Here is a 21,652-nt window from a genome sequence, read left to right as displayed (position 1 = left end):
CCGGGCAGACAGAAGGGGACCGTAATGAAGATCGTGGTGATTGGCGGGACCGGGCTCATCGGGTCGAAGCTCGTGACCAAGCTCGGCGAGCACGGGCACGAGGCCGTGGCCGCGTCGCCGAACACCGGCGTCAACACGCTGACCGGCGAGGGGCTGGCCGGGGTGCTGGAGGGCGCCCAGGTGGTGATCGACGTGTCGAACTCGCCCTCGTTCGAGCGCGCGGCCGTCATGGAGTTCTTCCAGACCTCCACCGGCAACCTGCTGGCTGCCGAGGCGGCAGCCGGTGTGGGGCACCACGTCGCGGTGTCGATCGTGGGCACCGAGCGGATGCCGGAGAACGGCTACTTCGCGGCGAAGATCGCGCAGGAGCAGCTGATCGAGCGGTCGGGCGTGCCGTTCTCGCTGGTGCACTCGACGCAGTTCTACGAGTTCGTCCGGGGCATCGCCGACGAGGCGACGGCGGACGGGCAGGTGCACGTCGCGCCGGTGCTGTTCCAGCCGATCGCGGGCGACGATGTGGCACAGGCGGTCGGCAGGGCCGCGGTGGGGCAGCCGCTGAACGGCCGGATCGAGATCGCGGGACCGATGCAGTACAGGATGGATGAGTTCTTCCGCAAGGCGCTGGCCGCGTGGGGCGACACCCGCGAGGTCCTCACCGACCCGCAGGCGCGTTACTTCGGCAGCGTGCTGGGCGAGCGGTCGCTGGTGCCCGGCGAGGGCGCGCAGCTCGGCACCGTCACCTACCGCCAGTGGCTCGACGCCCAGTGATGGACAAGCCGCGATCGACCGCATGGCAGACGGCGCTGACCGTGCTGCAGGAGGCGCAGCCTCCGTTCACCCCCGCGGGCGAGGCGTTCTGGGAGCCGGGTGGCGACGTCATCCACTACCAGGACGGCAACAACCGCGACGACATCCCGCTCCGGTTCACGGTCACCACGCTGTGCGAGCCGGGGAAGCCGATGTTCACGCTAGTGGAAGAGGACGGATGATGATCGACACCCTCGACGGTCTCCGCGAGCACCTGCAGTGGGCGGTCGAGTTGGAGCACGCCACACTGCCGCCGTATCTCACGGCGTTGTACTCGCTGGATCCCGCGAAGAACCCGGTCGCCGTCGAGGTGGTGAGCAGCGTCTTCGTGGAGGAGATGCTGCACCTGGCGCTGGCGGCGAACCTGCTCAACGCCGTCGGCGGCGCCCCGCGCCTGGAGATGCCCCCGCCGCACCCCCGTCGGTTGCCGCACGGCGAGCTGGAGGTCGCGCTGCTCCCGTTCGGCCCCGAGGCGCTGGAGATGTTCCTGCGCCTGGAACGCCCGGCGGAGCCGAGCGCCCCGCCGGAGGACGACGGTTACGAGACCATCGGCCAGTTCTACGCCGCCATCGAGCAGGGCGTCCGCCACCTGTGCGACACGCTCGGCGAGAAGGCGGTCTTCTGCGGCGACCCGGCCAGGCAGGTGAACGGCGCCCACTTCCGCCACACCGGCGGGTCGCTGTTCGCCGTGGTGGATCTGGAGTCCGCGCTCGGCGCGCTGGAGGAGATCGTCGAGCAGGGTGAGGGCACGGCCCGCAGCGAGGTCTGGGACGGCGACGAGGACCAGGTCGCCCACTACTACCGCTTCCTGGAGCTCAAGCTGGGCCGCCGCTACCAGCGGGGCGACACCCCGCAGTCCGGTCCCACGGGGGAGCCGATCGTGGTGGATCCGGCCGGGGTGCTCCCGATGGCGCCCAACCCGCGGCCCGCCGCGCCCGGCACCGCCGTACGCGCTGCTCAGGACCTGTTCGACAGGACCTACAGCACTCTCCTGCACCAACTGGAGCAGACCTTCAACGGCGAGCAGAAGCAGCTCGCCGACGCCACCCGGACCATGTTCGCGCTCAAGGCCCAGGCGCAGGCCCTGATGGCCGTCGGCGCCGGTCCCACTTTTCGAGAGAAGGCACATCATGCACATCCTTGAACCCGCCGCATGGGAGCTGGCCGAGGCCACCTCCAAGCCGCCCTTCCTGTACGAGCTCGGTCCGGCGGGCGCACGCAAGGTGCTCGACGACCTGCAGGCAGCCCCGATCGCCAAGCCGGACGTCGACGACAGGTGGATCGTCGTCCCCGCCGAGGTCGGCAACGTGCGGGTACGGATCGTCAAGCCGAAGAGCTCGACGGGCACGCTCCCCGCCGTCCTCTACGTCCACGGCGGCGGGTGGGTCATCGGGAACGCGGACACCCACGACCGGCTCGTCCGCGAGCTGGCCGTCGGCGCGGGTGCCGCCGTCGTCTTCGTCGAGTACGACCGCTCGCCGGAGGCCCGCTACCCGGTCGCGATCGAGCAGGCCTACGCCACCGCCCAGTGGATCACCAAGCACGGCGCCGAGGAGGGGCTGGACGCCTCCCGCCTGGCCGTCGCCGGTGACTCGGTCGGCGGCAACATGACCGCGGCCCTCACCCTCCTGGCCAAGCGGCGCGGCGACGTCAGGTTCGTTCACCAGTCCCTGTACTACCCGGTCACCGACGCGGGCCAGGACACCGACAGCTACCGCGAGTTCGCCGACGGGCCGTACCTCACGGCCAAGGCGATGGCCTGGTTCTGGGACGCCTACACGACCGGCCCCGCCCAGCGCGCCGAGATCACCGCCTCGCCGCTGCGCGCCTCGCTCGCCGACCTCCAAGGGCTGCCACCCGCGTTCGTCATCGTGGACGAGAACGACGTGCTGCGCGACGAGGGCGAGGCGTACGCGCGCAAGCTGATCGCGGCAGGGGTGGAGACGTCCAGCGTGCGCTACAACGGGACGCTGCACGACTTCATGATGCTCAACCCCGTCCGCGCCACCGCGGCGACCAGCGCGGCCATGGCCCAGGCCGTCGACGTCCTGCGGACCGCGCTGCACGGCTCAGCCGTACCGGAGTAGCTCGGGCACCCGTACGGCCAGCACCACCAGGACGGCGGCCAGCAGCAACCCCGCGCACAGCGTGGTGACCGCCACCCCCACGGCCTGGGCGATGGCGCCGAGGGCCAGGGCGGCCAGCGGCATCACGCCGATCGCGAGCTCCTGGACCCCCAGCGCCCGCCCGTGCAACGCGGGCTCGGTGGCCGTCAGCAGCAGCGTCGTCTGGAGGACGCCGAAGGCAGCCGTCGCCAGCCCGATGACGCCGATGATCACGTAGGCGGCCCCGGCGTGGTCGGTGACGGCGAACAGCGCCCACAGCACCCCCATCGCGACCGTGCCCACGACGAACAGGCCGCCCTTGAAGCGGAAGTCGCCGAGCCCCGCGATGATCAGCGAGCGCACCAGCCCGCCCACCCCGCAACTGGTCAGCAGCGCACCGAGTCCGGCGGCGTCGAGCCCGAGCGACTCGTGCGCGAAGACCGGCATGAACGACTGGTAGATCGGCCACACCAGGACGTTCGCCGCGAGGGTGACCAGGAGGATGGCGACCGCCAGCCGGTTGCTGGCGATGGCCCGGAATCCACCCGAGATCATCGCGAAGACCGGCGTGTCGGACGTCGCCGAAGCCTGGCCGCGCAACGGCAGGAGTAGTACGAGCGAGAGCGCGAACCAGCTCATGGAGATCCACAGCGCGGCAGGCGCGCCGGCGGCGGAGATCAGCGCCCCGCCGGCCGCCGGCCCGACCACCTGGGTCGCGTTCATGGCCATCGAGTTCAGCGCGTTGGCGTTGCTGAGGTTCTCGCGGCCGACGAGGTCGAGCACGAGGGAGGAGCGGGCGGGCTGCGAGGGCGACTGGGCGATGCCGAGCGCCAGGCCACCGGCCACGATCGCCCAGTAGGGCAGCAGGTCGAGCGTGGCCAGCGCGGCCACGGCCCCGGTCGCGGCGAGCGCCCATCCGCAGGCGAGGGTCAGCAGCCGGGTGCGGTCGTACCGGTCGGCGATCGCACCGGCGAGCGGTCCCAGCAGCAATGGCGCGAGCCTGATGGCGGTGTAGACGGCGACGAGGAACTCCGACCTGGTCGTCTCGTAGACGAGCCAGCCCAGCACGAGCGTCTGGCTCCAGGCGCCGCCGAAGAAGAACAGATTGGACAGCCACAACAACGTGAAACGGCGATTACGGAACGACCCCATTCAGCTGCTCCGGCGGGACGGCTTCCAGCCGGGTCGGGGCACGGCGGCCAGCAGCGCCTTGGTGTAGTCCTCCTCGGGCTCACGCAGCAGGTCGGCGGTACGCCCACGCTCCACGACCCGGCCCTGGTGCATGACGATGGCGGTGTCGCTGATCTGGTTGACCACGGCCAGGTCGTGCGAGATGAACACATAGCTCATCCCGGTCCGCTCGCGCAGGTCGGCGAGGAGGTTGAGGATCTGCGCCTGGATGGAGACGTCCAGCGCGGCGACCGCCTCGTCCAGCACCAGCACGCGCGGCTCCACGGCGATGGCCCTGGCGATGGCCACCCGCTGCCGCTGCCCGCCGGACAGCTGTGCGGGCACCATCGAGGCGTGCCGTTCTGCCAGGCCGACCGATTCGAGGAGTTCGAGGGTACGGCTGCGCAGCTCGGCTCCCGTCAGCGGGAAATGCAGCGACAGGCTGGTGGAGATGACGTCGCCGATCTTCTGGAGCCGGTCGAGCGAGGAGTAGGGGTCCTGGAAGACGATCTGGATCTCCCTGGCCCGCCTCCGGCGCTCGGCGCCCGACGGTCGCCCGGCGGTCCTGACCCGTCCGCAGACGGCGATCGTTCCGCTGGTCGGCGTCTCCAGCCCCAGCAGCATGCGGGCCACGGTGGTCTTGCCCGAGCCGGACTCGCCCACCACCGCGAACGACTCGCCCTCGGACACCTCGAAGGAGACCCCGTCGACGGCGACCGCGGTGCCGAAGACCTTGCGCACATCGTTGACCTCGATCATGCCAGCTCCTCCACGCGTACGCAGGCCACGTCGTCGGCCAGCGGCGGCCGGGCCCCCAGGCAGACCGGCCCGCTGTGCGGGCAGCGCGGCGCGAAGGCGCAACCCTCGTCGGCCTCGAACGCCGCCACCGGGCGGCCGGGGATGACGTGCAGCCGTTCCGGCCGGTCGAACAGCTCGGGCCGCGACCTCAGCAGCCCGATGGTGTAGGGGTGGCGCGGGGTGTCCGTGTAGCGCTCCACGATCCGCCCCGCGTACATGACGGCCAGCCGGTCGCAGGTCGCCGCCGCCAGCTCCAGGTCGTGGGTGATCAGCAGCATGGCCGTGCCGCGCTCGCGCCTGGCCTCGTCGAGGATGGCCATGACCTCCGACTGGGTGGTCACGTCGAGGGCGGTCGTCGGCTCGTCGGCGAGGATCAGCTCGGGCTCCACGGCCAGCACCGAGGCGATCATGACGCGCTGCAGCAGGCCGCCGGAGAGCTCGTGCGGATACTGCCGCATCCGCCGCTCGCCGTCCGCGATGCCGACCTCTTTCATGAGCTGTACGGCTCGCGCCGCTGCCGCCCTCGCCGTCATGCCGAGATTGGCGATCATGGCCTCGGTGAGGAAGTCGCCGATCCCGCGCACCGGGTTGATGTGCGCCCGCGGGTCCTGGAAGATCATCGCGACCTTCCTCGCGCGCAGCGCTCTCAGCGCTTTGCCGCGCAGGCCGAGGATCTCCTCACCGCCGAACTGGATCGAGCCCCGCAGGCGGGCGCCGGGCGGGGTGAGGCCGATGACGGCGCGGGCGGTCATCGACTTGCCCGAGCCGGACTCGCCCACCAGCCCGAGGGTCTCGCCGGGGGCGATGGTCAGGGAGACCTCCTCCACGAGGGTCTTCCCGCCCAGGGAGAGGTTGAGGTCGGTGATGGACAGCAGGGTCATGACTGCCTTCCCAGCCGGTCGCCCAGCACGTTGACCGAGGCGACGACGAGGGCGATGAGGACGCCGGCGCCCAGCGCCTCCATCGGGTTGCCGCGCATGGCGCTGTCGAGGCCGCTCTTGACCATCAGCCCCCAGTCGGCCTCCGGCGGCTGCACGCCGAGCCCGAGGAAGGAGATGGCCGCCAGGTCGACCATGGCGAAGCCGAGCCCGGAGACGGACTGGGCGATGATCAGCGGGCGCAGGTTGGGCAGCAGGTGCCGGGTGCCGATCGCCCAGCCGGAACGGCCCTGCACCCAGGCGGCCGCGATGTAGGGCAGGTTGCGCTCGCGCAACGCGGCGCTCCTGACCACGCGGGCCACATAAGGGGTGTACGCGATGGCCAGGCCGGTGACGACACCCGGGATGCCAGGGCCGAGGACGGCCACGGTGACCAGGGCGAAGACGATGCCGGGCACCGAGAAGAGCACTTCGAGCACGCGGGAGACGACGGCGTCCACCTTGCCGCCCCACCAGGCCGCGGTGATCGCCAGGGCGGTGCCGAGGACGGTGGAGACCGCGATGATCAGGACGGGGCCGAGCAGCGTGGTCCGCCCGCCGTACAGGAGCCTGGACAGCACGTCGCGGCCCAGGGCGTCGCCGCCGAGCGGGTGCGCCGCCGTACTCCCGCCAAGGGCGTTCATCAGGTCGGGCAGGTCGGGATCGTACGGGGCCACGACCGGGGCCAGGATGGTCGCGGCCACCAGCACCAGCAGGAAGCCCTTCAGAGCGAGAGGCGCGGGTCGAGAGCTTTGCAGCACAGGTCCACCAGGAGATTGACGAGGACGAAGGCGGTCACGAGGACCAGGACCACGCCCTGGACGATCGCGAAGTCGCGCTGGAGGATGGCGCGGACGAACAGGGAGCCCAGACCGTCCAGCGCGAAGATGTTCTCCACCACCACCGAGGAGGCGATGAGCCCGGCGACGTTGACGCCGGTCACGGTGACCACGGGGATGGCGGCGTTGCGCAGCACGTGCCTGCGGACGATCGAGCCCTCGCCGAGGCCGCGGCTGCGCGCCGTCTCCACGTGCTCGCTGCGCAGCTCGCCGCCGACCGAGGTCCTGGTGATGCGGGCCAGGTAGCCGCCGACGCCCATGGCCAGCGTGATCGCGGGCAGGGTGAGGTGGTAGATCCGGTCGCCGAAGCCGTCGCCAGGTCCGAAGACGGGGAACCAGCCCAGCGAGAGCGCGAAGACGATCACCAGCACCACGCCGACGACGAAGGCGGGTACGGCCAGCGCCGCGGAGGACAGCCCGGAGACGAGCGTGTCCACCCACCCGCCGCGCAGCGCGGCCACCGTCCCGGCCAGCACGCCGCCGAGCACGATGAGGGTGATCGCGTAGGCGACGAGCAGCGCGGTGGTGGTGATGCGGGAGCCGATGAGCGAGGAGACCTCGCTCTTGTAGACGATCGAGCGGCCCAGGTCGCCGCCGAGCGCGTCGGTCAGCCACAGCCAGTAGCGCACCAGGAAGGGCTGGTCCAGCCGCCATTCCCGCTTGATCGCCGCGACCACCTCCGGGCTGGGGGTGCGGGGTCCGAGCAGCACCCCGAGGGGGCCGCCCGGCACCAGGTACAGCAGGCCGTACACGGAGAAGGAGGCGACCAGCAGGACTGTCGCCAGCCCTGCCAGCCGCTTGGCGAGGAACCTCACTTGGCGCCCAGCTCCGTGGCCCACGGCGCGTAGAGGAAGGCGAAGGAGGGCACCGCGCCGGTGATCTTGTCGTTCATGTACAGGACGACCGAGAGGTTGGTCATCGGCGTCCACGCCACCCCGCGGGTGACCTTCTCCTGGATGCCGGTGATCAGCTTGGCGCGGGCCTCGTCGTCGTACTCGGCGCGGGCCTTGGACAGGTCGGCGTCGACGCCCTGGAAGTTGTTGAAGTTGGTGCGGGCGCCGTTGGCGAAGACGGAGTAGACGTCGAGCGGGTCGGGCAGGTTGCCGTACCAGGTGGAGAAGAAGGCGTCGATGCCCTCGCGGCCCTTGGGGTCGGAGCCGTAGAGGTTGCCGTACTGGTCGACGGGGACGACCTTCAGCTCGATCTTGAGCCCGAGCGCCTCGCCCGAGGCCTTGATCAGGTTGGCCGTCTGCTCGTGTACGGCGGAGCTGCCCTGCACGCCGATGGTGATCGGCTCGGTCGGCGAACCGGCCTCCTTGAGCAGTTCCTTGGCCCTGGCCAGGTCCTGCTTCTCCGCCGGGAGCGCCTCGTAGGCCTTCTTGAAGGTGTCCGTGGCATAGGTCCAGTACGGCGAGCCGACCATGGCGCGCTGGGGTTGGGAGGTGTTCTGCAGCACGACCTTGGCGATGGCGGCGCGGTCGAGGGCCAGCGACAGCGCCTCACGCACGCGCGGGTCGGCGTAGGGGCCCTCCTTGGCCGCGCCGAGCAGCGCCCAGAACACCAGCGACTGGCCGAGGGTGACCGAGCCGGTGGGGGAGTCGATGAGCTGGCCGACGGCGGCGGGCGGCAGGTAGAAGTACTGCCCGTCCACCTCGCCCGCCCGGAGCGCGTTGACCGCGGTGGTCTCGTCGGCGATGAAGCTGAAGCGCAGCTTGGCGGACTTCGCCTTGGTGCCCCAGTAGTCCTCGTTGCGGACGAGGGTCATCGACTCGCCGCTCTTCCAGCTCTCCAGCTTGAAGGGGCCGGTGCACATGACGCCCTTGGCCGCGGTGCCGACGTCCTTGCCCGCGCCGTCGAGGAACGCCTTCTCCATGACGACGCCCGCCGGGGTGGCCATGGCCTGGTTGAAGAGCACGTCGGGCTGCTTGAGCTTGACCGTGATCTGGTCCTTGGCGGTCGCCTTGATCGACTCGACGTTGGCGTAGTAGGTGCCCCACAGAGTGCCGTTCTCTGGCACGAGGTTGCGGTTGAGGCTGGCGGCCGCGTCCTCGGCGGTGACCTCCTTGCCGTTCCAGAACTTCACGCCTTTGCGCAGGGTGTAGACCCAGGTGGTGGGGTCGGGGCTCTCGGCCTTCTCGGCGAGGCCCGGCTCGGACTTCATCTCCGGGGTCATCTTGAGCAGGCTCTCGCACTGGTTGGCCAGCGCGGTGTTCTCGGCGTAGTTGGAGGCCTTTACCGCGTCCAGGGTGGAGGGCTCGTAGGGGAGGTTCCACTTGATCTCGTCCAGGCCCTTGCCGGCTGCCTGGGTCGTGTACTTCAGGTCCAATGCTTTCGCGGTTGGCGCTGCTTGCTGCTGCTGTGGTGCGCCCGCGCAGGCGGTCAGCGCCAGGGCCAGGCCCGCGAGGGGGAGGGTTCGGCGGATCATCGGGGGGTCCTTTCGAGGAGGTGTCCGTCGCGGGCGACCACGCGGCCGCCGCGCACGACATGGGTGGGGACCGGGCGGTCCACGACGACCTGCGCGGGTGAGGTGCCTTGCACGACGAGGAAGTCCGCAGGGTCGCCGGGGTGCAACTCGGAACGTTCCAGCCCGAGGAGGTCGGCGCCCCCGTGCGCCGCCGTGGCCCAGCAGGCGGCCAGTTCCTCGTCTGTCCTTGCATCGGTGCGGTAGGCCAGGAGGTGGGTTCTGGCGATCATGTCGCCGTCGCCGAACGGGGTCCATGGGTCGCGGACCCCGTCCGATCCGAGCCCTACGAGCACGCCTTTCGTGGTGAGGTCGGCCACCGGCAAGACCGGGTCGGCGCCGAGCGCACAGGTGGTGAGCGAGACGCCAGACCCGGCCAGCAGCTCCCCCAGCCCCCCGCCCATGCTCTTCAGGTCTTTGTCTATGCAGAAGACGTGGCTGACCGTGACCGTCAGGCCGGTCTGTCTTGTACGGCGTGCAATCTCCAGAAGCTGCTCCAAACCGGACTCACCCCGGTCATGCAGGTGGATGTCCAGCGGCACTCCCTTGGCCTCCGCCAGCCCGAACAGCAGGTCGAGATGCCCGTGCAGGTCGCCGTCTACACCGATCGGATCGAGCCCGCCGAGGATGTCGGCCCCCTCGTCGAGCGCCCTCTCCAGCAGGGCCGCCGTGCCGGGGTGGCTGAGCAGCCCGAGCTGGGGAAAGGCGACGATCTGCACGTCGAGGAGGTCCAGCCGTTGGTCGGCTGCCTGCCGTACACCGTGGACGTTGTCCAGGCCGTAGACCGGAGCCACGTCCACGTGGGCGCGCCAGGCGCGGGCGCCGCCCGCGACGGCGCGGTCCATGAGCGCGCCCGCCCGCTCCGCGACGGGCGCGGTCATCCGCGCGCGGGCCGCCACGTCACCGTCGATGAGCTCGCGCAGGGTGTTCGCGGGCTCGCGGCTCAGCCAGGGCTGGCCCCAGGTGGTCTTGTCCGGATGGATGTGGGCGTCGACCAGTGCGGGCAGGGCGAGCCCGCCGCCACAGTCGACCGTCTCGGCCCCGGGACGTGCCGTTCGCGGGTCGGCAATGCGACCATTCTCGACGAGCAGGTCGTGGGGCAGGACGTTCGTGAAGAGCACCTGAGTCACGGGGCCTAGACTTATCAGACATCAGATGTTTAGAGAAGGGGCTTGATGCGAAGCGTTGCGAAGCCGTCGATTGTGGACAGCGTGCTCGCAGAGCTGCGCGCGGAGATCCACAGCGGCGCCTGGCAGGTCGGCGACAAGATCCCCACAGAGCTCCAGCTCGCCGCCGCACTGGGCGTGAGCAGGCTCTCTGTGCGTGAAGCCGTGCGCGTACTGGTCCACTCGGGGCTCCTGGCGACCCGTCAGGGGGACGGCACTTACGTGGTGGCGACCGACGAGTCCGAGGTGGCGCTGACGCGGCGGTTGGAGAGCGCCGAGCAACTGGACATCATCGACGTACGGCGCGGCCTCGATCTGGTGGCGGCCCGGCTGGCGGCCGCGAAGCGCACCGAGGAGGACCTGGCGGGGCTGCGGGCGGCGGGGGAGCGGCGGCTGGCGGCCTCACGCGCCGGGGAACTGGATGACTTCGCGGACGCCGACGTGGACTTCCACTTGCGTGTCGCACATGCCGCCCACAACCAGGTCCTGAGCGATCTTTACCGAGGCCTCAGCCAGTCGATCCGTCAAAGCGTCCGGGAAGCGCATTGCTTGGAGCGGGCTGTCCGGCCGGGGGAGAGCAGCCACGAGGATCTGCTGGCGGCGATCGAACGCGGCGACCAGGCGGCGGCGGTGGCGGCGGCGCTGGCCATCTTGGACGAACAGGAGAGCGACCTCTAGCCTCTCCGCGCTTCCTACGGCTCCTACGCCTCCGGCTCCTACGCCTCCGGCTCCTACGGCTCCGGCTCCTACGGCTCCTACGCCTCCGGCTCCTACGCCTCCGGCTCCTACGCCTCCGGCTCCTACGCCTCCGGCTCCTACGCCTCCGGCTCCTATGGCTCCTACGACTCTTTGTGTTTACATGGTTACGTTCTTTGTGTGGCTTGTGTTCTTTGTGTGGCGCGAACCCGGGTGGGCTCGCGCCGGGGGTGCCCTACAGGGCGGCCACATCCTCGCAACGGACCGTGACCACCGCGAAGAACACGTGGGTACGCGCATCCTGGGACGTCGTCGACTCGAACACGTCGCATTCGCTGAACCCGTGACGCAGCGCGTTCTGCCTGGCCGCGGTCTCGGCGTTCGCGAGCGCGACGTCCTCGTCGAGACTCTTACCGAACCCGTCGAACAGCGCCCCGCCCTGAACCGCGACGGAGGCGGCGGCCGGGAGCGCCGCGATGCTCACAGCGGAACCAGCCAGTGCCACCGCGACCAGCAGCTTCTTCGTAAGGTGCTTCATGGTTCTCCTCGTGGATCGGTCAATGGGCTACGTCCGATGGGCGTTCCATCCCGTTCCACGCCTCAGGCCGATCGGTAGGTAAGACCTCAGGGCTGGTGGGGAGGTGAGGCCTCAGGCCAGTCGGTAGGTAAGGCCTCCGGGCCGGTGGGAAGGTGAGGCCTCAGGCCAGTCGGCAAGTGAGGCCCCAGCCCGGTCGGCAGGTCAGGCCTCAGGCCGGTTGGTAGGTCAGGCCTCAGGCCGGTTGGTAGGTCAGGCCTCAGGCCGGTTGGTAGGTGAGGTCGACTACGCCAGTGCCGAAGGTGACCGCCTGGGTGAGCTTGAGCGGCACCTGGCCGACACCATCCGAGAAGAGCCGACGACCGCCACCCAGCACGATCGGGTGCACAAGCAACCGCAGCTCATCGATGAGCCCAGCCGCCAGCAGCGTCTGGGTCAGGGTGATGCTGCCGTTGATGTGGATATTCGCACCAGGCTGCCCCTTGAGCTCCTTGACCGCGGCCACGACGTCCCCCTCGATCACACTGGCGTTCCGCCAGCCGGGTTCGGTGAGGGCAGTGGAGGCGACCAACTTGTGGATGGCATTGATGGCATCGGCCATCTCACCGCTCTCATGCGGCCAGACAGCGGCAAAGGCCTCATACGTCACCCGGCCCAGCAGCAGCGTGTCGGCCGCAGCCTGCATCTCACCAACGGCAGCGCCCATCTCATCACTGAAGTAGGGAAAGTGCCATTCCTCTGGCGCTTCCACGACTCCGTCGAGCGAGATGAACTGCGCGGCTACAAGCTTGCGAGACATGTATTTCTCCTTAGGAATTTTCAGATGGTTTCCCCTGCCGCAGAAGGTGCTCAGCACGCTCCATAAGCAGGGCAGTTTTGATAGGCCAAGGCCGGAGACTGCCGGAGCACATGAACGTCCGTCCAGGCCACAATCGCCCCGGCGATCAGCCCAGGGCGGTATTCGGGGATGGAGTCCTGCGATCCGGCCGACCGCCGAACCTGAAGGTCAGCCACGAGTCGTACGAGGGCGTGCCACAGAGCACACCCACCACAACTGACCCCGTTCAGGATTGGGCGCGACAACCCTCCTAGACGTTGAGCCGAGTAATGCGATCGACAGCAATCTCAATGACAACCCGCTCGGCAGGATTGGGCGGGGGCCCCGAGTAGCGCTCCGTGTAATGGCGAGCAGCCCGTTCAACACGTTCCTGATCACCGTGAACGTTTGCAGGCCCCTCAAGCGTGACCCAACGAAACCCATCCACCTGGCACAACGCAGCCCGCCCACCGGGAACGGCAACCAGATTCCGAGCCTTACGCGACCCAGCCACGGTCAACACCCGCGCCAGCCCCGAGCCCTGATCCCACGTGAACCGCACAGCCACCACATGCGGCGACCCATCAGCACGCAGGGTAGTAAGGGTCGCCACCCGAGGCTCCGCAAGGAACCCCGAGAGATGCCCAGTAACAGCGATCATGGCAAACCTCCTCATTAGTCAGTCGGCTGACTAAATCAGAACGCTAACACATCCCCGCCCCAAACACCCCTCCACCCAGCCGACAAACCCAGCCTTCCCACCCCAAAACCCCAGCCGGACGTCCGCGTCACGCCGAGCACGTCACGCTGTCCGGGTCACGCCGAGCACGTCACGCCGTCCGGGTCACGCCGTCCGGGTCACGCCGTCCGGGTCGGGCCTTCCGGATCACGCCGTCCGGGTCGGGCCTTCCGGGTCGGGCCTTCCGGATCACGCCGTCCGGGCCGCGCCGTCCGGATCACGCCGTCCGGATCACGCCGTCCGGGCCGCGACGTCCGGGCCGCGCCTTCCGGGTCACGCCGAGCGCGTCACGCCGAGCGCGTCACGACGTCCGCGTCCGGAAGCTTCTGGAGCCCTTGGCCAGCCCTCAGGCCCGCCTCATCACCCCAGGATCGAGCGATCATGCCCCTCTCCCGCGATGCAGCGCTCAGATCAATAGGCGACCCCGTCAGGCAGCATCGAGAGCCGCGGTGATCTTGCGAGCCATGTCGATCAACGCCGGGCTCGGCTGCCCCTTGTGAGCCTGCGCACCCGCGTCGATAGCCACGACAACGGCGTTACGGAAGTTCTCAGCCTCAGCCAGATCCTGCGCCTTCAGCGCGGCCATAGCGGCCGTCAAAGCAGGCAGAACATGATCAGCCAGATCCGCGACGGTCTTACCGCTCAGATCGATGTCCTTGGTCTTGGCAGCAAGCACATGCCCGATCAGCCCAGTAGCCGAAGCCAGAGCAATGGACCCGTGCGTAGCGATCTTGTGAGGCGAGTCGGCAGCCCCAGCAGCCGACATCAACGAGACAGCACCGTAAGCGGCGGTACGCAGAACGCTCTTGTCCTGGTCAGTGAGGTTAACGCTCATGGTCTTGTACTCCTCCTGTATGCGCCAGACGTGTTCTGGACGAGCTCTAGATTCGCCGACCGCACTGACGGCAAGGTGACACCGCTCTGACACCCCCACTGACACCACCCCCAAGACCCTGACCAGCCCCTAAAGCCCGAATCCCCACCCAACCCACCGCGCCCCCAGATAGACGAAAACCAAAGCCAAGCCCACCACAGATCACCAGCCCAATCCTCTGAACCCTCCTCCAGAGGTGCGAATACCCGTGCAGCGGGTAGGACCGGATCGCATGTTGGCAAACCTGTACAAGAGATGGCTGCTCGAGCTGTGGAACGGCGACTTCGACCTAGCCAGTGAGCTGGTCACAGATGACTTCGTCGGCCACTGGCCAGGCATGGACATCCATGGACCCGACGGCCTGATCGGAGCCCTGAAGCAGGGACACGCCCCCTTCGACCACGTCACGGTGACCCTGGACGTAGGCCCGATAGTCAACGGCGACCTGGTAGCGGCACGCTGGACCTTCGCAGGAACCCACAGCGGCAAGCGCGTGGCCTTCACCGGACACGACATCCTGCGAGCCGAGGGCAACCGATTCGCCGAGTACTGGGTCATCTCCGACACCGAAGGACTAGCCAAACAGCTGAATGAATAGCCCCTCCACCCCCGAGGACGGCTGGAGCCCCGCCACCAGGCCGGAGCGCCCAAGCACCCTGGCCCACCCAGCGGCCTCGGTAGACAGCCCCGCCCGGTGGCCCGTAGACAGCAGCGCCCGGTGGCCAGTAGACAGCAGCGATCATCGCGGCAAGAAGGACGCGCACCGGCGGCCATCAGAGCAGAAGCTCCCCCGGGCGGCCATCAGGGCAAAAGCTCCCCCGGGCGGTTCCCGGGGGTGGTTCCCGCGGGTGGCTCCCCGAGTGGTTCCCGCGGGCGGTTGCCTGAGTGGTTCCCGCGGATGGTTCCTCCGGGCGGCCCTCTCCGGGCGGCCCTCTCCGGGCGGCCCCCGCGGGCGGCCCATGGGGTGTTACTCCTGAGCAGGATGCCGAAGCTCGGAACCCCCGGCCAGGAGGGGCTGACGACGAGCCTGGCGTAATCGAGCGGTGCGCCCTCGACGTAGATCAGCCTGAACGCAGAGACCACCAGCCCGCATGACGCAGCTCGGGAGAAGGGCGGCTACGGACCTGCCCGGCGATGGCCAGCGCGCTGACCCGGGTGAAGCCACCAGAAGCCCGGCGTGCCAGGCCAGGTGGCCCTGGGCGGTCCACATCGATGCGCTGGAGGTGCGCAGACCGGGCAAGGGTGCCAGGATTCGCCCGGTCTCGCGGTCGAGGGTGTCGTGGACCGCGATCGTGTGGACGCCGCCCAGGGCGTCAGTGAGCCGAGCGCAGATCGAGGCGCAGCCGTTCTGGCAGGCCATCGTGAACTCGGCGAAGGAACGGCTGTGCCGAACGCGAAGACGACGGCCAGCCATGGATCGATCAGGACGAGCGCGATCACCCCGCAGGACGCGGTGACGAAAGCCGACAGGCCCCTGGCAAATGGTGAGCGGTCGGGAAGCGGCGTCCGGGGCCGAGACGGCCAGGCGGCTGAGCGCGTCGCCGACCGGCCACGGGCGGCGCAGGCCCCGGTGGAGGAGGTGGGCCAGGGCAGTGCGGCGCAGCGTCGCCGTACCCGATGCCTGGTATCTGGCGGCGAGGAAATGGCTGGCCGCCACGAGCGTGGCGATGACGGCGGCCAGCCGGTGGAACGCGCCGCCGTCGACGGCCGCGAGGGCATCGTCGACGGCGGCGGCTGTCGCGACCGGCAGCAGCAGCCCCGCCACCGCGCCCGTGCAGGACAGCACGGTCAGGGCGGTGCAGCTGATCCACTGCCGGTCGCTGTTCATCTAGGTCAGCAGCTGAAGACGCTGACGATGCTGATCAGACCGCCCGTGGTGGTCGGGTCAGAGGCCTGAGTAGCGGTGGGACGGGACTGCAGGTTGAGGATGTACGACATGGTGATTTCTCCTTTTCAGCAGGCGAAGACGCTGACGATGCTGATCAGCGCGGCGGTGGTGTCCAGGTCGGACGCCAGAGCAGCGGCAGGACCGGACTGCAGGTTGAGGACGTAGGACATGGTGTTCTCTCCTTTCGTGGCTGGGTCAGCTGACCCGTGGATGGTTGCGGGAGGAGGCTCTGAGGAACGGGAGCGTGGGACCCTGGCCGAGCGCGGCGTTGATGGCGAGCAGGACGCCCGCACCACCGCTGGCCAGGTCCATCGACAGGCGGAGCAGTTGCTCGCCGGGGAAGGCCAGATGACCGGCGTAGCCGATGGCGTGCCAGGCCAGCCGGTGCAGATGGCGGCGCAGGTGCGCCTCGTCGCCGCCGGTCTCGGTCAGGAGGGCGATCAGCCCGGCGCGGCCGTTGAAGAGGGTGGAGCTGATCACGAACTCGGGCTCGGCGGCCCGTTTGATGAGGGCCAGCTGCTCGGCCAGCCCCTCGTCGGGGCGATGGCTCAGCAGCCGATGCAACACCACGCCGATGCCGGCACTGCCGGAGGCCAGGTGAGGCATGATCCGCCAGCCCTCGTTGACCTGCAGCGAACCGTCCGGCGCCGGCAGGCAGTGCCGCAGGTCGCGGCGGAGCGCGTGTTCGGCGAGGTCCAGGAACACCTCATCGCGGGTCTCCTCGAACAGGTGCAGGAAGAACAGGGCGGGGCCGCTCGAGCCGCGCATGAGGCCGCCCTTGCCGGTGGCGACCGCCGAGCCGGATTCCGGCAGGCTCTGGTCGAGCCGGTCGGCCAGGACCTTGCCGGCCAGCAGCGCCTGATCCCGCAGCCCCGGCTCGCCGAGGCGGCGTGACAGGTGCAGCAGGTTGAGGCCGACACCGGCCAGGCCGGAGAACAGGTCGTTCGACAGCAGCTCCATCGGGATCTGCAGCGTCCGCTCGACCAGTTCCAGCGCCTCGGCCCGATAACCCAGATGATCCAGGACGTGGGCGGTGCCGTGCGCGCCGTCGTACAGGCCCGCGTTGCCGCTGCCCGCGTGGGCGAGCAGCCACTCCTCGAACTGGGGGAAGCGGCCGTGACCGGTGACCGACAGCGCGTAGAGCACGCCTGCCGCCCCGTGCGCCAGGCCCGTCCCGCTGCCCAGGAACTGCTGGATGTCGCCGGGGAAGAGCCTGTCGGAGCGCTCGGGAGTGGCGCTCGCCACGATCCCGGCGACGATCTGCCGCTGGATCTCGGGCCAGTCCGGCCTGCCGCGATCCCAGTCGCGGACCAGCTCGCAGCGCTCGCGCGTGGGCAGGCCGAGGTCCTTCAGTGCGCCGTCGAGGTAGGAGCGGGGCACCGGGAAGCGCTCGGCCACGCCGTCGGCGAGCATGCCCGCCTTGGCGGAGTCCAGCGGCAGCAGCATGGTCAGTGGCAGGAACATGGACAGCTTCAGCGCGGCCAGCGAGTAGCGGTCGGCGTCGGGCCCGCTCCGGCCGTCAGGAGGGATGTAGCCGGGTGCGCCGACGCCGACGTTGGCCGGCTCGCCCGCGCGGTAGGACATCTCGAAGTCGATGAACGCCACCCGCCCGTCCGGGCGGACCATGAGGTTCTTGGGATGCAGGTCGCCGAAGGTGACCCCGCGCTCGTGCAGCAGGCTCAGCCCGACCTCGACCTGGTTGACGACGTCGAGGGCCCACGCGGTGTAGTCGGCGGTGGACGCCTCACTGGCGTGCACCAGCGGGAAGCGCTCCACCATGACCTTGTTGAGCGTCTCCCCCTCGATGTACTCCTGGACCAGGAACTGGTGTTCCCAGAGCGAGAAGCGTTCGTGGACGCTCACCACCTGCGTCAGGTCCGCGAGCTCGGTGAGCAGCTCCAGCTCCCGTTCGAGCCTGGCCACGGCGTCGACGCCGCGCTGGTCCAGCCCTGCGTACGGCCTGGCCTCCTTGAGCACGACCTGGGCGCCGCTGCGCCGGTCGCGGGCGAGGTAGATGCCACCGCCGTTGGAGAAGTGCAGCGCCTTCTCGATGACATAGGGGAAGTCGTCAGGCGGCGCGCCACCGCCGAGCGCCTGCCGGTGGGGGACCAGGCACTGCGGGAGCTCCACCCACGAAGGCAGCTGGAAGACCGGCTGGCGCGGGTCGGGGACCAGGGTCCCCGACCCGTCTTCTATGGCCAGGACGAGGTCTCCGTGCTCGTCGCGGCAGCGCCGCTCGGCGAAGCCGCCGTAGCGGACGTAGAGGGGGCCGGCCCCGTAGCGCAGGTCGCTCAGGATGTACGGCCCGCGCCGCCCTTCCAGCAGGGGCGCGAGACCTTCGAGCACCCGCTCCAGCTCCGCGTCGTCGCGCGGGTAGAGGGTGATGAACTTGCCGCTGCCACCCCGGTCGGCGTGCTTGAGGTTGCGGCCGATCAGCGCGCTCGGGCTGGGCAGGAACTTGAACGCCACCCGCTGCGCCACGCAGTAGTCCCAGACGATACCTAGGACGGCGTCCGCGTCTTCCACGCACGACGAGACGTGGATCTTCCAGCCCTGGGGCGGCAGGCGGAGCCCTTCGGGAGCCAGCTGGATCCACGGCGCCTCGGCCGCCCGACGCCACCCCTCAGGAGCTGGTAGGTGCGCTTGCTCGAACCCGCCCGACTGCTCGCCATCGCGGGAGGCGACGTCGTAGAACAGTGGGCCCGCCGGGCAGTACTCCAGGTAGCGCATGTCCATCGGTCGACCCCTCCGCTCGTGCTCCTCGCTGAAGCGACAGGGTCACGGTGCCTGGCCCTGGTGGCGGGATACATGGGTCCGATGCCCCGACCGTGCCCGGCCGGGGTAGGCAGGGCCGATGTCCCAGGCGATTGGGACTGGTGCCCCATGCGCCCGGCCGTACGGGCAGATCACGATGAAGCGGGTCGGCATCGACCCGCAGCCAGGAGGGCCGCCATGGCTGGACCGCTACGAACCGCCGAGCCCGGCGTCGCGCGCTCGGGCGACCGCCTCAGCCCGCGAGGTGACCTGCAGCTTCTCGAAGATGCGGGCCACGTGGTTGCGTACCGTCTTCTCCGCGAGGACGAGCTCGCGGGCGATGTGGTGGTTGTTCTTCCCCCGGGCGACCAGGTCGAGGATCTCGCGCTCGCGCGGGGTGAGCGTGGGGAAGACGTGCCCCGCGGGCGCGGGCGAGCTGAGCAGCGAGGTGAGGCGTCCGGCCATCTCGGGGGCGAAGACCACGCCGCCGGCCGCCACGGTGCCCACCGCGTGCAGCACTTCCTCGCGCCCCATGCCCTTGACCAGGTAGCCGCGCGCACCGGCCCGCAGGGCGGCCAGCAGGCTGTCGTCCTCGGTGGACATGGTCAGGATCAGTACGGCGACGCCGTCCGGCAGGCGGTGCATGACCTCGATGCCGGAGATGTCGGGCAGCCCGAGGTCGAGCAGGACGACGTCCGGCGCGTCCGCGGCCACCGCCGCCACGGCCTCCTCGCCGGTGGCCGACTCGCCGACGACGCTCACGTCGGGCGAGCTGTCCAGCGCCGCACGCAGACCGGCGCGGAACAACGGATGGTCGTCGACGATGAGGACCCTTACTACCACGGCGAAATACTATGCGTAATCATCACTGCACAGAGAGCTGATCAAGCATGAGCAACAGAAGCCTGGTCGCGGCGGGGGCGGTCAGCGGGCTGTCCCTGCTGTGCGTGCTGGCCTGGCTGATCCTGCTCTCCGGCCGGCTGGGCTTCGGGGACGCCACCTGGGACAGCCTGGCCCGCATCCCGGTGGTCCTGGCCCTGACCGGGGCAGGCCTGTTGATCATCGCTCACCGCAGGGCCCAGGTCGTCGGCTGGCTGCTGCTGCTGACCGCGTTCGCGCAGATCCTCTCCCGGCTGGCGCTGGCGGCCGGGGACGCGCTGAACGCGCCGATCGTCGGGCTGACCTGGGCGGCAGGCAGCGTCATGCACGTCTTCACGCTGCTCGCGCTGCCGCTGTGGGCCCCCGACGGCACCCTGCCGACCGCAGGAAGGCGCATCTACGCCGGGGCGCTGGCGCTCTGGAGCGTGCTCGTGGCCGTGATCCCCATGGGCGCCGCCGGCCCGGGAGCACGCTATTACTGGGTCTTCGAGGTCGGCACCCCGGTGCTCCTCGCCGTCAACCTGGCCGCGGCCGCGTGGCGATGCCGGGACCTCGCTCCTGAGCGACGCCGGAGCATGTCGGTCCTCTTCCCCGCCTACCTGCTGTGGGCGGGTTCGTTGCTGTCCGTCTACTACCTCTCCCTCGAGGGGTGGACGCGCATCCTCGTCCTCACCGTCGGCGGCCTGGCCTTGCCCGTCGCGGTGGGATACGTGTTCGCCCGCGACCGGCTGTGGAGCGTGGAACGGCCCGCGCGCCGGCTGATCACCAGCTTCCTCCTGCTCACCGCTCTGATCATCCTGTACGGCGGAGCGTTCGCGCTGCTGTGGGCCACCGCCGACAACATCGTCACCGTCATCCTGCTCAGCCTGCTCATCGGCGGCACCCTCCGCCCCGTGACCCAGGCGGCGGCCAGGCTGACCGACCGGCTCTACTACGGCGAGCGGGCCCGGCCGTACCACGTCGTCCGCGACCTGGCCCAGCGCATGAGCGACGCCGTACAACCGCAAGAGGTCCCGTCGCTGATGTGCGCCGTCCTCGTGGAGGCGCTGCGGATCCCGGCCGCCCGCGTCCGGGTCTCCACGCGCGGCGGGCCGCGGGACCTGGCGGCGGAAGGCTCCGGCCCCACGCCGCACGACCTGCCGATCACCCATCACAGCGAGGTCATCGGCCACCTGCTCGTGGCCTCGCGGCCCGGCGAGGACCAGCTCGACCAGCAGGACCGTGACGTGCTGCGGCTGCTGACCGACCAGTTCGCGCCGAGTCTGGCCCTGTTGCACCTGTCGGAAGATCTCCAGGCGGGCCGCGAGCAGCTCGTCACCGCCCGGGAGGAGGAGCGCAGGCGCATACGCCGCGATCTGCACGACGGCCTCGGCCCCACCCTGTCCGGCCTGCGCCTGCGGGTCGACACGGCCCAGGCGCTGCTGCCCGACGGCTCGCCCGCCATCGAACCCCTCAACCAGATCTCCGAATGCATCGCCACGATGGTCCACGACATCCGCAGGATCACCGCGGGGCTCGTGCCAGCGCCGCTGCCCGAACTCGGCCTCGCCGCCTCGCTCGACCGCCTGCTCGACAACGCCGGGGCGGGGCTGCACACCAGCATGACGCTCAGCCCCGTCCCGCTGCCCGCCCTCCCCGCCGCGTTGGAGGTCGCGATCTACCACATCACCGCCGAAGCGCTGACGAACGTCATCAAGCACTCCCGGGCCCGGCATGTGACCGTGAACCTGTGGGTGGGCCAGTCGACCGTCGTCCTCACGGTGGAGGACGACGGCACCGGGCTCCCCGACAAAGCGGCCGAACACGCCGGGATCGGGCGGTCATCGATGCGCGAGCGCGCGGCGGAGCTGGGCGGGCACGTGGAGTTCGAGAATGGGACCTCAGGGCTTGTGGTACGGGCAATCATGCCCAGGACCAGGCAGCCACCAGTCGTGGGGCGGGGGTGAGATGCAGCCTGGGCAGCAGTTCGGCCAGGGCCTGCACGGCGGCCGGGGTTCCGCCGACACCGAGGGGGGCGGCTCGGGCGCCAGGACGGGTGTACTAACCCCGGACAGCAGCAGAGCACTTGCGACAAGCGTGACCATCATCGAAACTCACCCACCGACTAGTTACGAATCGTTGACGATCGCTAACTCTAAGTGAAGGGTGCAGTTGACTACCAGAGTCCACCCCGGCTTCCTGCGCGAGAACTCGATTGGCCCCGTCGG

At 69.8% G+C, this 21,652-nt stretch carries 21 protein-coding genes; 7 read left to right on the top strand and 14 right to left on the bottom strand.

Translation table 11 applies throughout. From position 1 onward, the window contains the following. Window positions 1-24 precede the first annotated feature (24 nt). Genes ACIBG8_RS43200 through ACIBG8_RS43185 form a run of 4 tightly spaced genes read left to right on the top strand, consistent with a single transcriptional unit; the run spans window position 25 to window position 2,894 of the window. Window positions 25-768, top strand: a complete 744-nt coding sequence (locus ACIBG8_RS43200; RefSeq protein ID WP_397349064.1) for an SDR family oxidoreductase — start codon at window positions 25-27, stop codon at window positions 766-768. Next, a complete protein-coding gene (locus tag ACIBG8_RS43195; RefSeq protein ID WP_397349063.1) occupies window positions 768-989 on the top strand; it encodes a hypothetical protein in 222 nt (73 codons plus the stop codon). Before ACIBG8_RS43200 ends, ACIBG8_RS43195 begins: the two co-directional genes overlap by 1 nt. Next, window positions 986-1,951: a ferritin-like protein gene (locus tag ACIBG8_RS43190; RefSeq protein WP_397349062.1), complete on the top strand. Its 966-nt coding sequence runs from the start codon at window positions 986-988 to the stop codon at window positions 1,949-1,951. The genes ACIBG8_RS43195 and ACIBG8_RS43190 overlap by 4 nt, the downstream gene beginning before the upstream one ends. Further along, on the top strand, window positions 1,938-2,894 hold the full coding sequence (locus tag ACIBG8_RS43185; RefSeq protein WP_397349061.1) for an alpha/beta hydrolase: 957 nt from the start codon (window positions 1,938-1,940) through the stop codon (window positions 2,892-2,894). The genes ACIBG8_RS43190 and ACIBG8_RS43185 overlap by 14 nt, the downstream gene beginning before the upstream one ends. Here the strand turns inward: ACIBG8_RS43185 and ACIBG8_RS43180 are convergent. From ACIBG8_RS43180 to ACIBG8_RS43150, 7 genes are read right to left on the bottom strand one after another with little or no spacing between them, the layout of a single operon-like run. Further along, window positions 2,877-4,064: an MFS transporter gene (locus tag ACIBG8_RS43180; RefSeq protein ID WP_397349060.1), complete on the bottom strand. Its 1,188-nt coding sequence runs from the start codon at window positions 4,062-4,064 to the stop codon at window positions 2,877-2,879. The genes ACIBG8_RS43185 and ACIBG8_RS43180 overlap by 18 nt on opposite strands. Beyond that, on the bottom strand, window positions 4,065-4,841 hold the full coding sequence (locus ACIBG8_RS43175; RefSeq protein WP_397349059.1) for an ABC transporter ATP-binding protein: 777 nt from the start codon (window positions 4,839-4,841) through the stop codon (window positions 4,065-4,067). Next, a complete protein-coding gene (locus ACIBG8_RS43170; protein WP_397349058.1) occupies window positions 4,838-5,761 on the bottom strand; it encodes an ABC transporter ATP-binding protein in 924 nt (307 codons plus the stop codon). Before ACIBG8_RS43170 ends, ACIBG8_RS43175 begins: the two co-directional genes overlap by 4 nt. After that, window positions 5,758-6,558 carry an ABC transporter permease gene (locus ACIBG8_RS43165; protein ID WP_397349057.1) on the bottom strand — a complete coding sequence of 267 codons (801 nt, stop codon included), beginning with the start codon at window positions 6,556-6,558 and terminating at the stop codon, window positions 5,758-5,760. Before ACIBG8_RS43165 ends, ACIBG8_RS43170 begins: the two co-directional genes overlap by 4 nt. Beyond that, window positions 6,522-7,451 (bottom strand): ABC transporter permease, encoded by a 930-nt coding sequence (locus ACIBG8_RS43160; RefSeq protein ID WP_397349056.1) that lies wholly within the window; start codon window positions 7,449-7,451, stop codon window positions 6,522-6,524. Before ACIBG8_RS43160 ends, ACIBG8_RS43165 begins: the two co-directional genes overlap by 37 nt. Further along, a complete protein-coding gene (locus ACIBG8_RS43155) occupies window positions 7,448-9,061 on the bottom strand; it encodes an ABC transporter substrate-binding protein (protein WP_397349055.1) in 1,614 nt (537 codons plus the stop codon). Before ACIBG8_RS43155 ends, ACIBG8_RS43160 begins: the two co-directional genes overlap by 4 nt. Further along, a complete protein-coding gene (locus tag ACIBG8_RS43150; RefSeq protein WP_397349054.1) occupies window positions 9,058-10,227 on the bottom strand; it encodes an amidohydrolase in 1,170 nt (389 codons plus the stop codon). The genes ACIBG8_RS43155 and ACIBG8_RS43150 overlap by 4 nt, the downstream gene beginning before the upstream one ends. 45 nt (window positions 10,228-10,272) lie before the next feature. On the opposite strand from ACIBG8_RS43150, the gene ACIBG8_RS43145 reads away from it, so the two are divergent. Continuing rightward, a complete protein-coding gene (locus ACIBG8_RS43145; protein WP_397349053.1) occupies window positions 10,273-10,941 on the top strand; it encodes a FadR/GntR family transcriptional regulator in 669 nt (222 codons plus the stop codon). Window positions 10,942-11,194: 253 nt separating this feature from the next. Here ACIBG8_RS43145 and ACIBG8_RS43140 read toward each other — a convergent pair whose 3' ends face one another. The 4 genes from ACIBG8_RS43140 to ACIBG8_RS43125 all read right to left on the bottom strand — a co-directional run bounded on the left by ACIBG8_RS43140 (window position 11,195) and on the right by ACIBG8_RS43125 (window position 13,885). Then, a complete protein-coding gene (locus ACIBG8_RS43140; protein WP_397349052.1) occupies window positions 11,195-11,497 on the bottom strand; it encodes a hypothetical protein in 303 nt (100 codons plus the stop codon). A gap of 256 nt (window positions 11,498-11,753) precedes the next feature. Further along, complete coding sequence (locus ACIBG8_RS43135; RefSeq protein WP_397349051.1) at window positions 11,754-12,293, bottom strand: dihydrofolate reductase family protein; 540 nt, start codon at window positions 12,291-12,293, stop codon at window positions 11,754-11,756. 289 nt (window positions 12,294-12,582) lie between these two features. After that, window positions 12,583-12,972, bottom strand: coding sequence for a pyridoxamine 5'-phosphate oxidase family protein (locus tag ACIBG8_RS43130; protein ID WP_397349050.1), 390 nt, complete (start codon window positions 12,970-12,972; stop codon window positions 12,583-12,585). A 505-nt stretch (window positions 12,973-13,477) separates the two neighbouring features. Further along, window positions 13,478-13,885: a hypothetical protein gene (locus ACIBG8_RS43125; RefSeq protein ID WP_397349049.1), complete on the bottom strand. Its 408-nt coding sequence runs from the start codon at window positions 13,883-13,885 to the stop codon at window positions 13,478-13,480. A gap of 271 nt (window positions 13,886-14,156) precedes the next feature. On the opposite strand from ACIBG8_RS43125, the gene ACIBG8_RS43120 reads away from it, so the two are divergent. After that, window positions 14,157-14,522: an ester cyclase gene (locus ACIBG8_RS43120; protein WP_397349048.1), complete on the top strand. Its 366-nt coding sequence runs from the start codon at window positions 14,157-14,159 to the stop codon at window positions 14,520-14,522. A 369-nt stretch (window positions 14,523-14,891) separates the two neighbouring features. Here the strand turns inward: ACIBG8_RS43120 and ACIBG8_RS43115 are convergent, their stop codons facing one another. The 3 genes from ACIBG8_RS43115 to ACIBG8_RS43105 form a co-directional block, all read right to left on the bottom strand. Beyond that, a complete protein-coding gene (locus ACIBG8_RS43115; RefSeq protein ID WP_397349047.1) occupies window positions 14,892-15,752 on the bottom strand; it encodes a hypothetical protein in 861 nt (286 codons plus the stop codon). A gap of 255 nt (window positions 15,753-16,007) precedes the next feature. Then, window positions 16,008-18,548 (bottom strand): class III lanthionine synthetase LanKC, encoded by a 2,541-nt coding sequence (gene lanKC / locus ACIBG8_RS43110; protein WP_397349046.1) that lies wholly within the window; start codon window positions 18,546-18,548, stop codon window positions 16,008-16,010. A gap of 228 nt (window positions 18,549-18,776) precedes the next feature. Next, entirely contained in the window at window positions 18,777-19,409 is a 633-nt protein-coding gene (locus ACIBG8_RS43105) for a response regulator (RefSeq protein ID WP_397349045.1), read from the bottom strand. Between the two features lie 47 nt (window positions 19,410-19,456). On the opposite strand from ACIBG8_RS43105, the gene ACIBG8_RS43100 reads away from it, so the two are divergent. Beyond that, window positions 19,457-21,391, top strand: coding sequence for a histidine kinase (locus tag ACIBG8_RS43100; protein WP_397349044.1), 1,935 nt, complete (start codon window positions 19,457-19,459; stop codon window positions 21,389-21,391). Window positions 21,392-21,652 lie beyond the last annotated feature (261 nt).

This window comes from Nonomuraea sp. NPDC050556 (assembly GCF_044457355.1).
In the GTDB taxonomy this organism is placed as follows: domain Bacteria; phylum Actinomycetota; class Actinomycetes; order Streptosporangiales; family Streptosporangiaceae; genus Nonomuraea.
The sequence above is the reverse complement of the archived record's forward strand: the minus strand, read 5'-3'. Positions and strand labels throughout refer to the sequence as shown.

Excerpts from the sequence above, each read along its gene's own strand:
- ACIBG8_RS43200 (WP_397349064.1), top strand. The coding sequence starts at position 25 with ATGAAGATCGTGGTGATTGGCGGGACCGGGCTCATCGGGTCGAAGCTC.
- ACIBG8_RS43195 (WP_397349063.1), top strand. The coding sequence starts at position 768 with ATGGACAAGCCGCGATCGACCGCATGGCAGACGGCGCTGACCGTGCTG.
- ACIBG8_RS43190 (WP_397349062.1), top strand. The coding sequence starts at position 986 with ATGATGATCGACACCCTCGACGGTCTCCGCGAGCACCTGCAGTGGGCG.
- ACIBG8_RS43185 (WP_397349061.1), top strand. The coding sequence starts at position 1,938 with ATGCACATCCTTGAACCCGCCGCATGGGAGCTGGCCGAGGCCACCTCC.
- ACIBG8_RS43180 (WP_397349060.1), bottom strand. The coding sequence starts at position 4,064 with ATGGGGTCGTTCCGTAATCGCCGTTTCACGTTGTTGTGGCTGTCCAAT.
- ACIBG8_RS43175 (WP_397349059.1), bottom strand. The coding sequence starts at position 4,841 with ATGATCGAGGTCAACGATGTGCGCAAGGTCTTCGGCACCGCGGTCGCC.
- ACIBG8_RS43170 (WP_397349058.1), bottom strand. The coding sequence starts at position 5,761 with ATGACCCTGCTGTCCATCACCGACCTCAACCTCTCCCTGGGCGGGAAG.
- ACIBG8_RS43155 (WP_397349055.1), bottom strand. The coding sequence starts at position 9,061 with ATGATCCGCCGAACCCTCCCCCTCGCGGGCCTGGCCCTGGCGCTGACC.
- ACIBG8_RS43145 (WP_397349053.1), top strand. The coding sequence starts at position 10,273 with ATGCGAAGCGTTGCGAAGCCGTCGATTGTGGACAGCGTGCTCGCAGAG.
- ACIBG8_RS43140 (WP_397349052.1), bottom strand. The coding sequence starts at position 11,497 with ATGAAGCACCTTACGAAGAAGCTGCTGGTCGCGGTGGCACTGGCTGGT.
- ACIBG8_RS43135 (WP_397349051.1), bottom strand. The coding sequence starts at position 12,293 with ATGTCTCGCAAGCTTGTAGCCGCGCAGTTCATCTCGCTCGACGGAGTC.
- ACIBG8_RS43130 (WP_397349050.1), bottom strand. The coding sequence starts at position 12,972 with ATGATCGCTGTTACTGGGCATCTCTCGGGGTTCCTTGCGGAGCCTCGG.
- ACIBG8_RS43125 (WP_397349049.1), bottom strand. The coding sequence starts at position 13,885 with ATGAGCGTTAACCTCACTGACCAGGACAAGAGCGTTCTGCGTACCGCC.
- ACIBG8_RS43120 (WP_397349048.1), top strand. The coding sequence starts at position 14,157 with ATGTTGGCAAACCTGTACAAGAGATGGCTGCTCGAGCTGTGGAACGGC.
- ACIBG8_RS43115 (WP_397349047.1), bottom strand. The coding sequence starts at position 15,752 with ATGAACAGCGACCGGCAGTGGATCAGCTGCACCGCCCTGACCGTGCTG.
- lanKC (WP_397349046.1), bottom strand. The coding sequence starts at position 18,548 with ATGGACATGCGCTACCTGGAGTACTGCCCGGCGGGCCCACTGTTCTAC.
- ACIBG8_RS43100 (WP_397349044.1), top strand. The coding sequence starts at position 19,457 with ATGAGCAACAGAAGCCTGGTCGCGGCGGGGGCGGTCAGCGGGCTGTCC.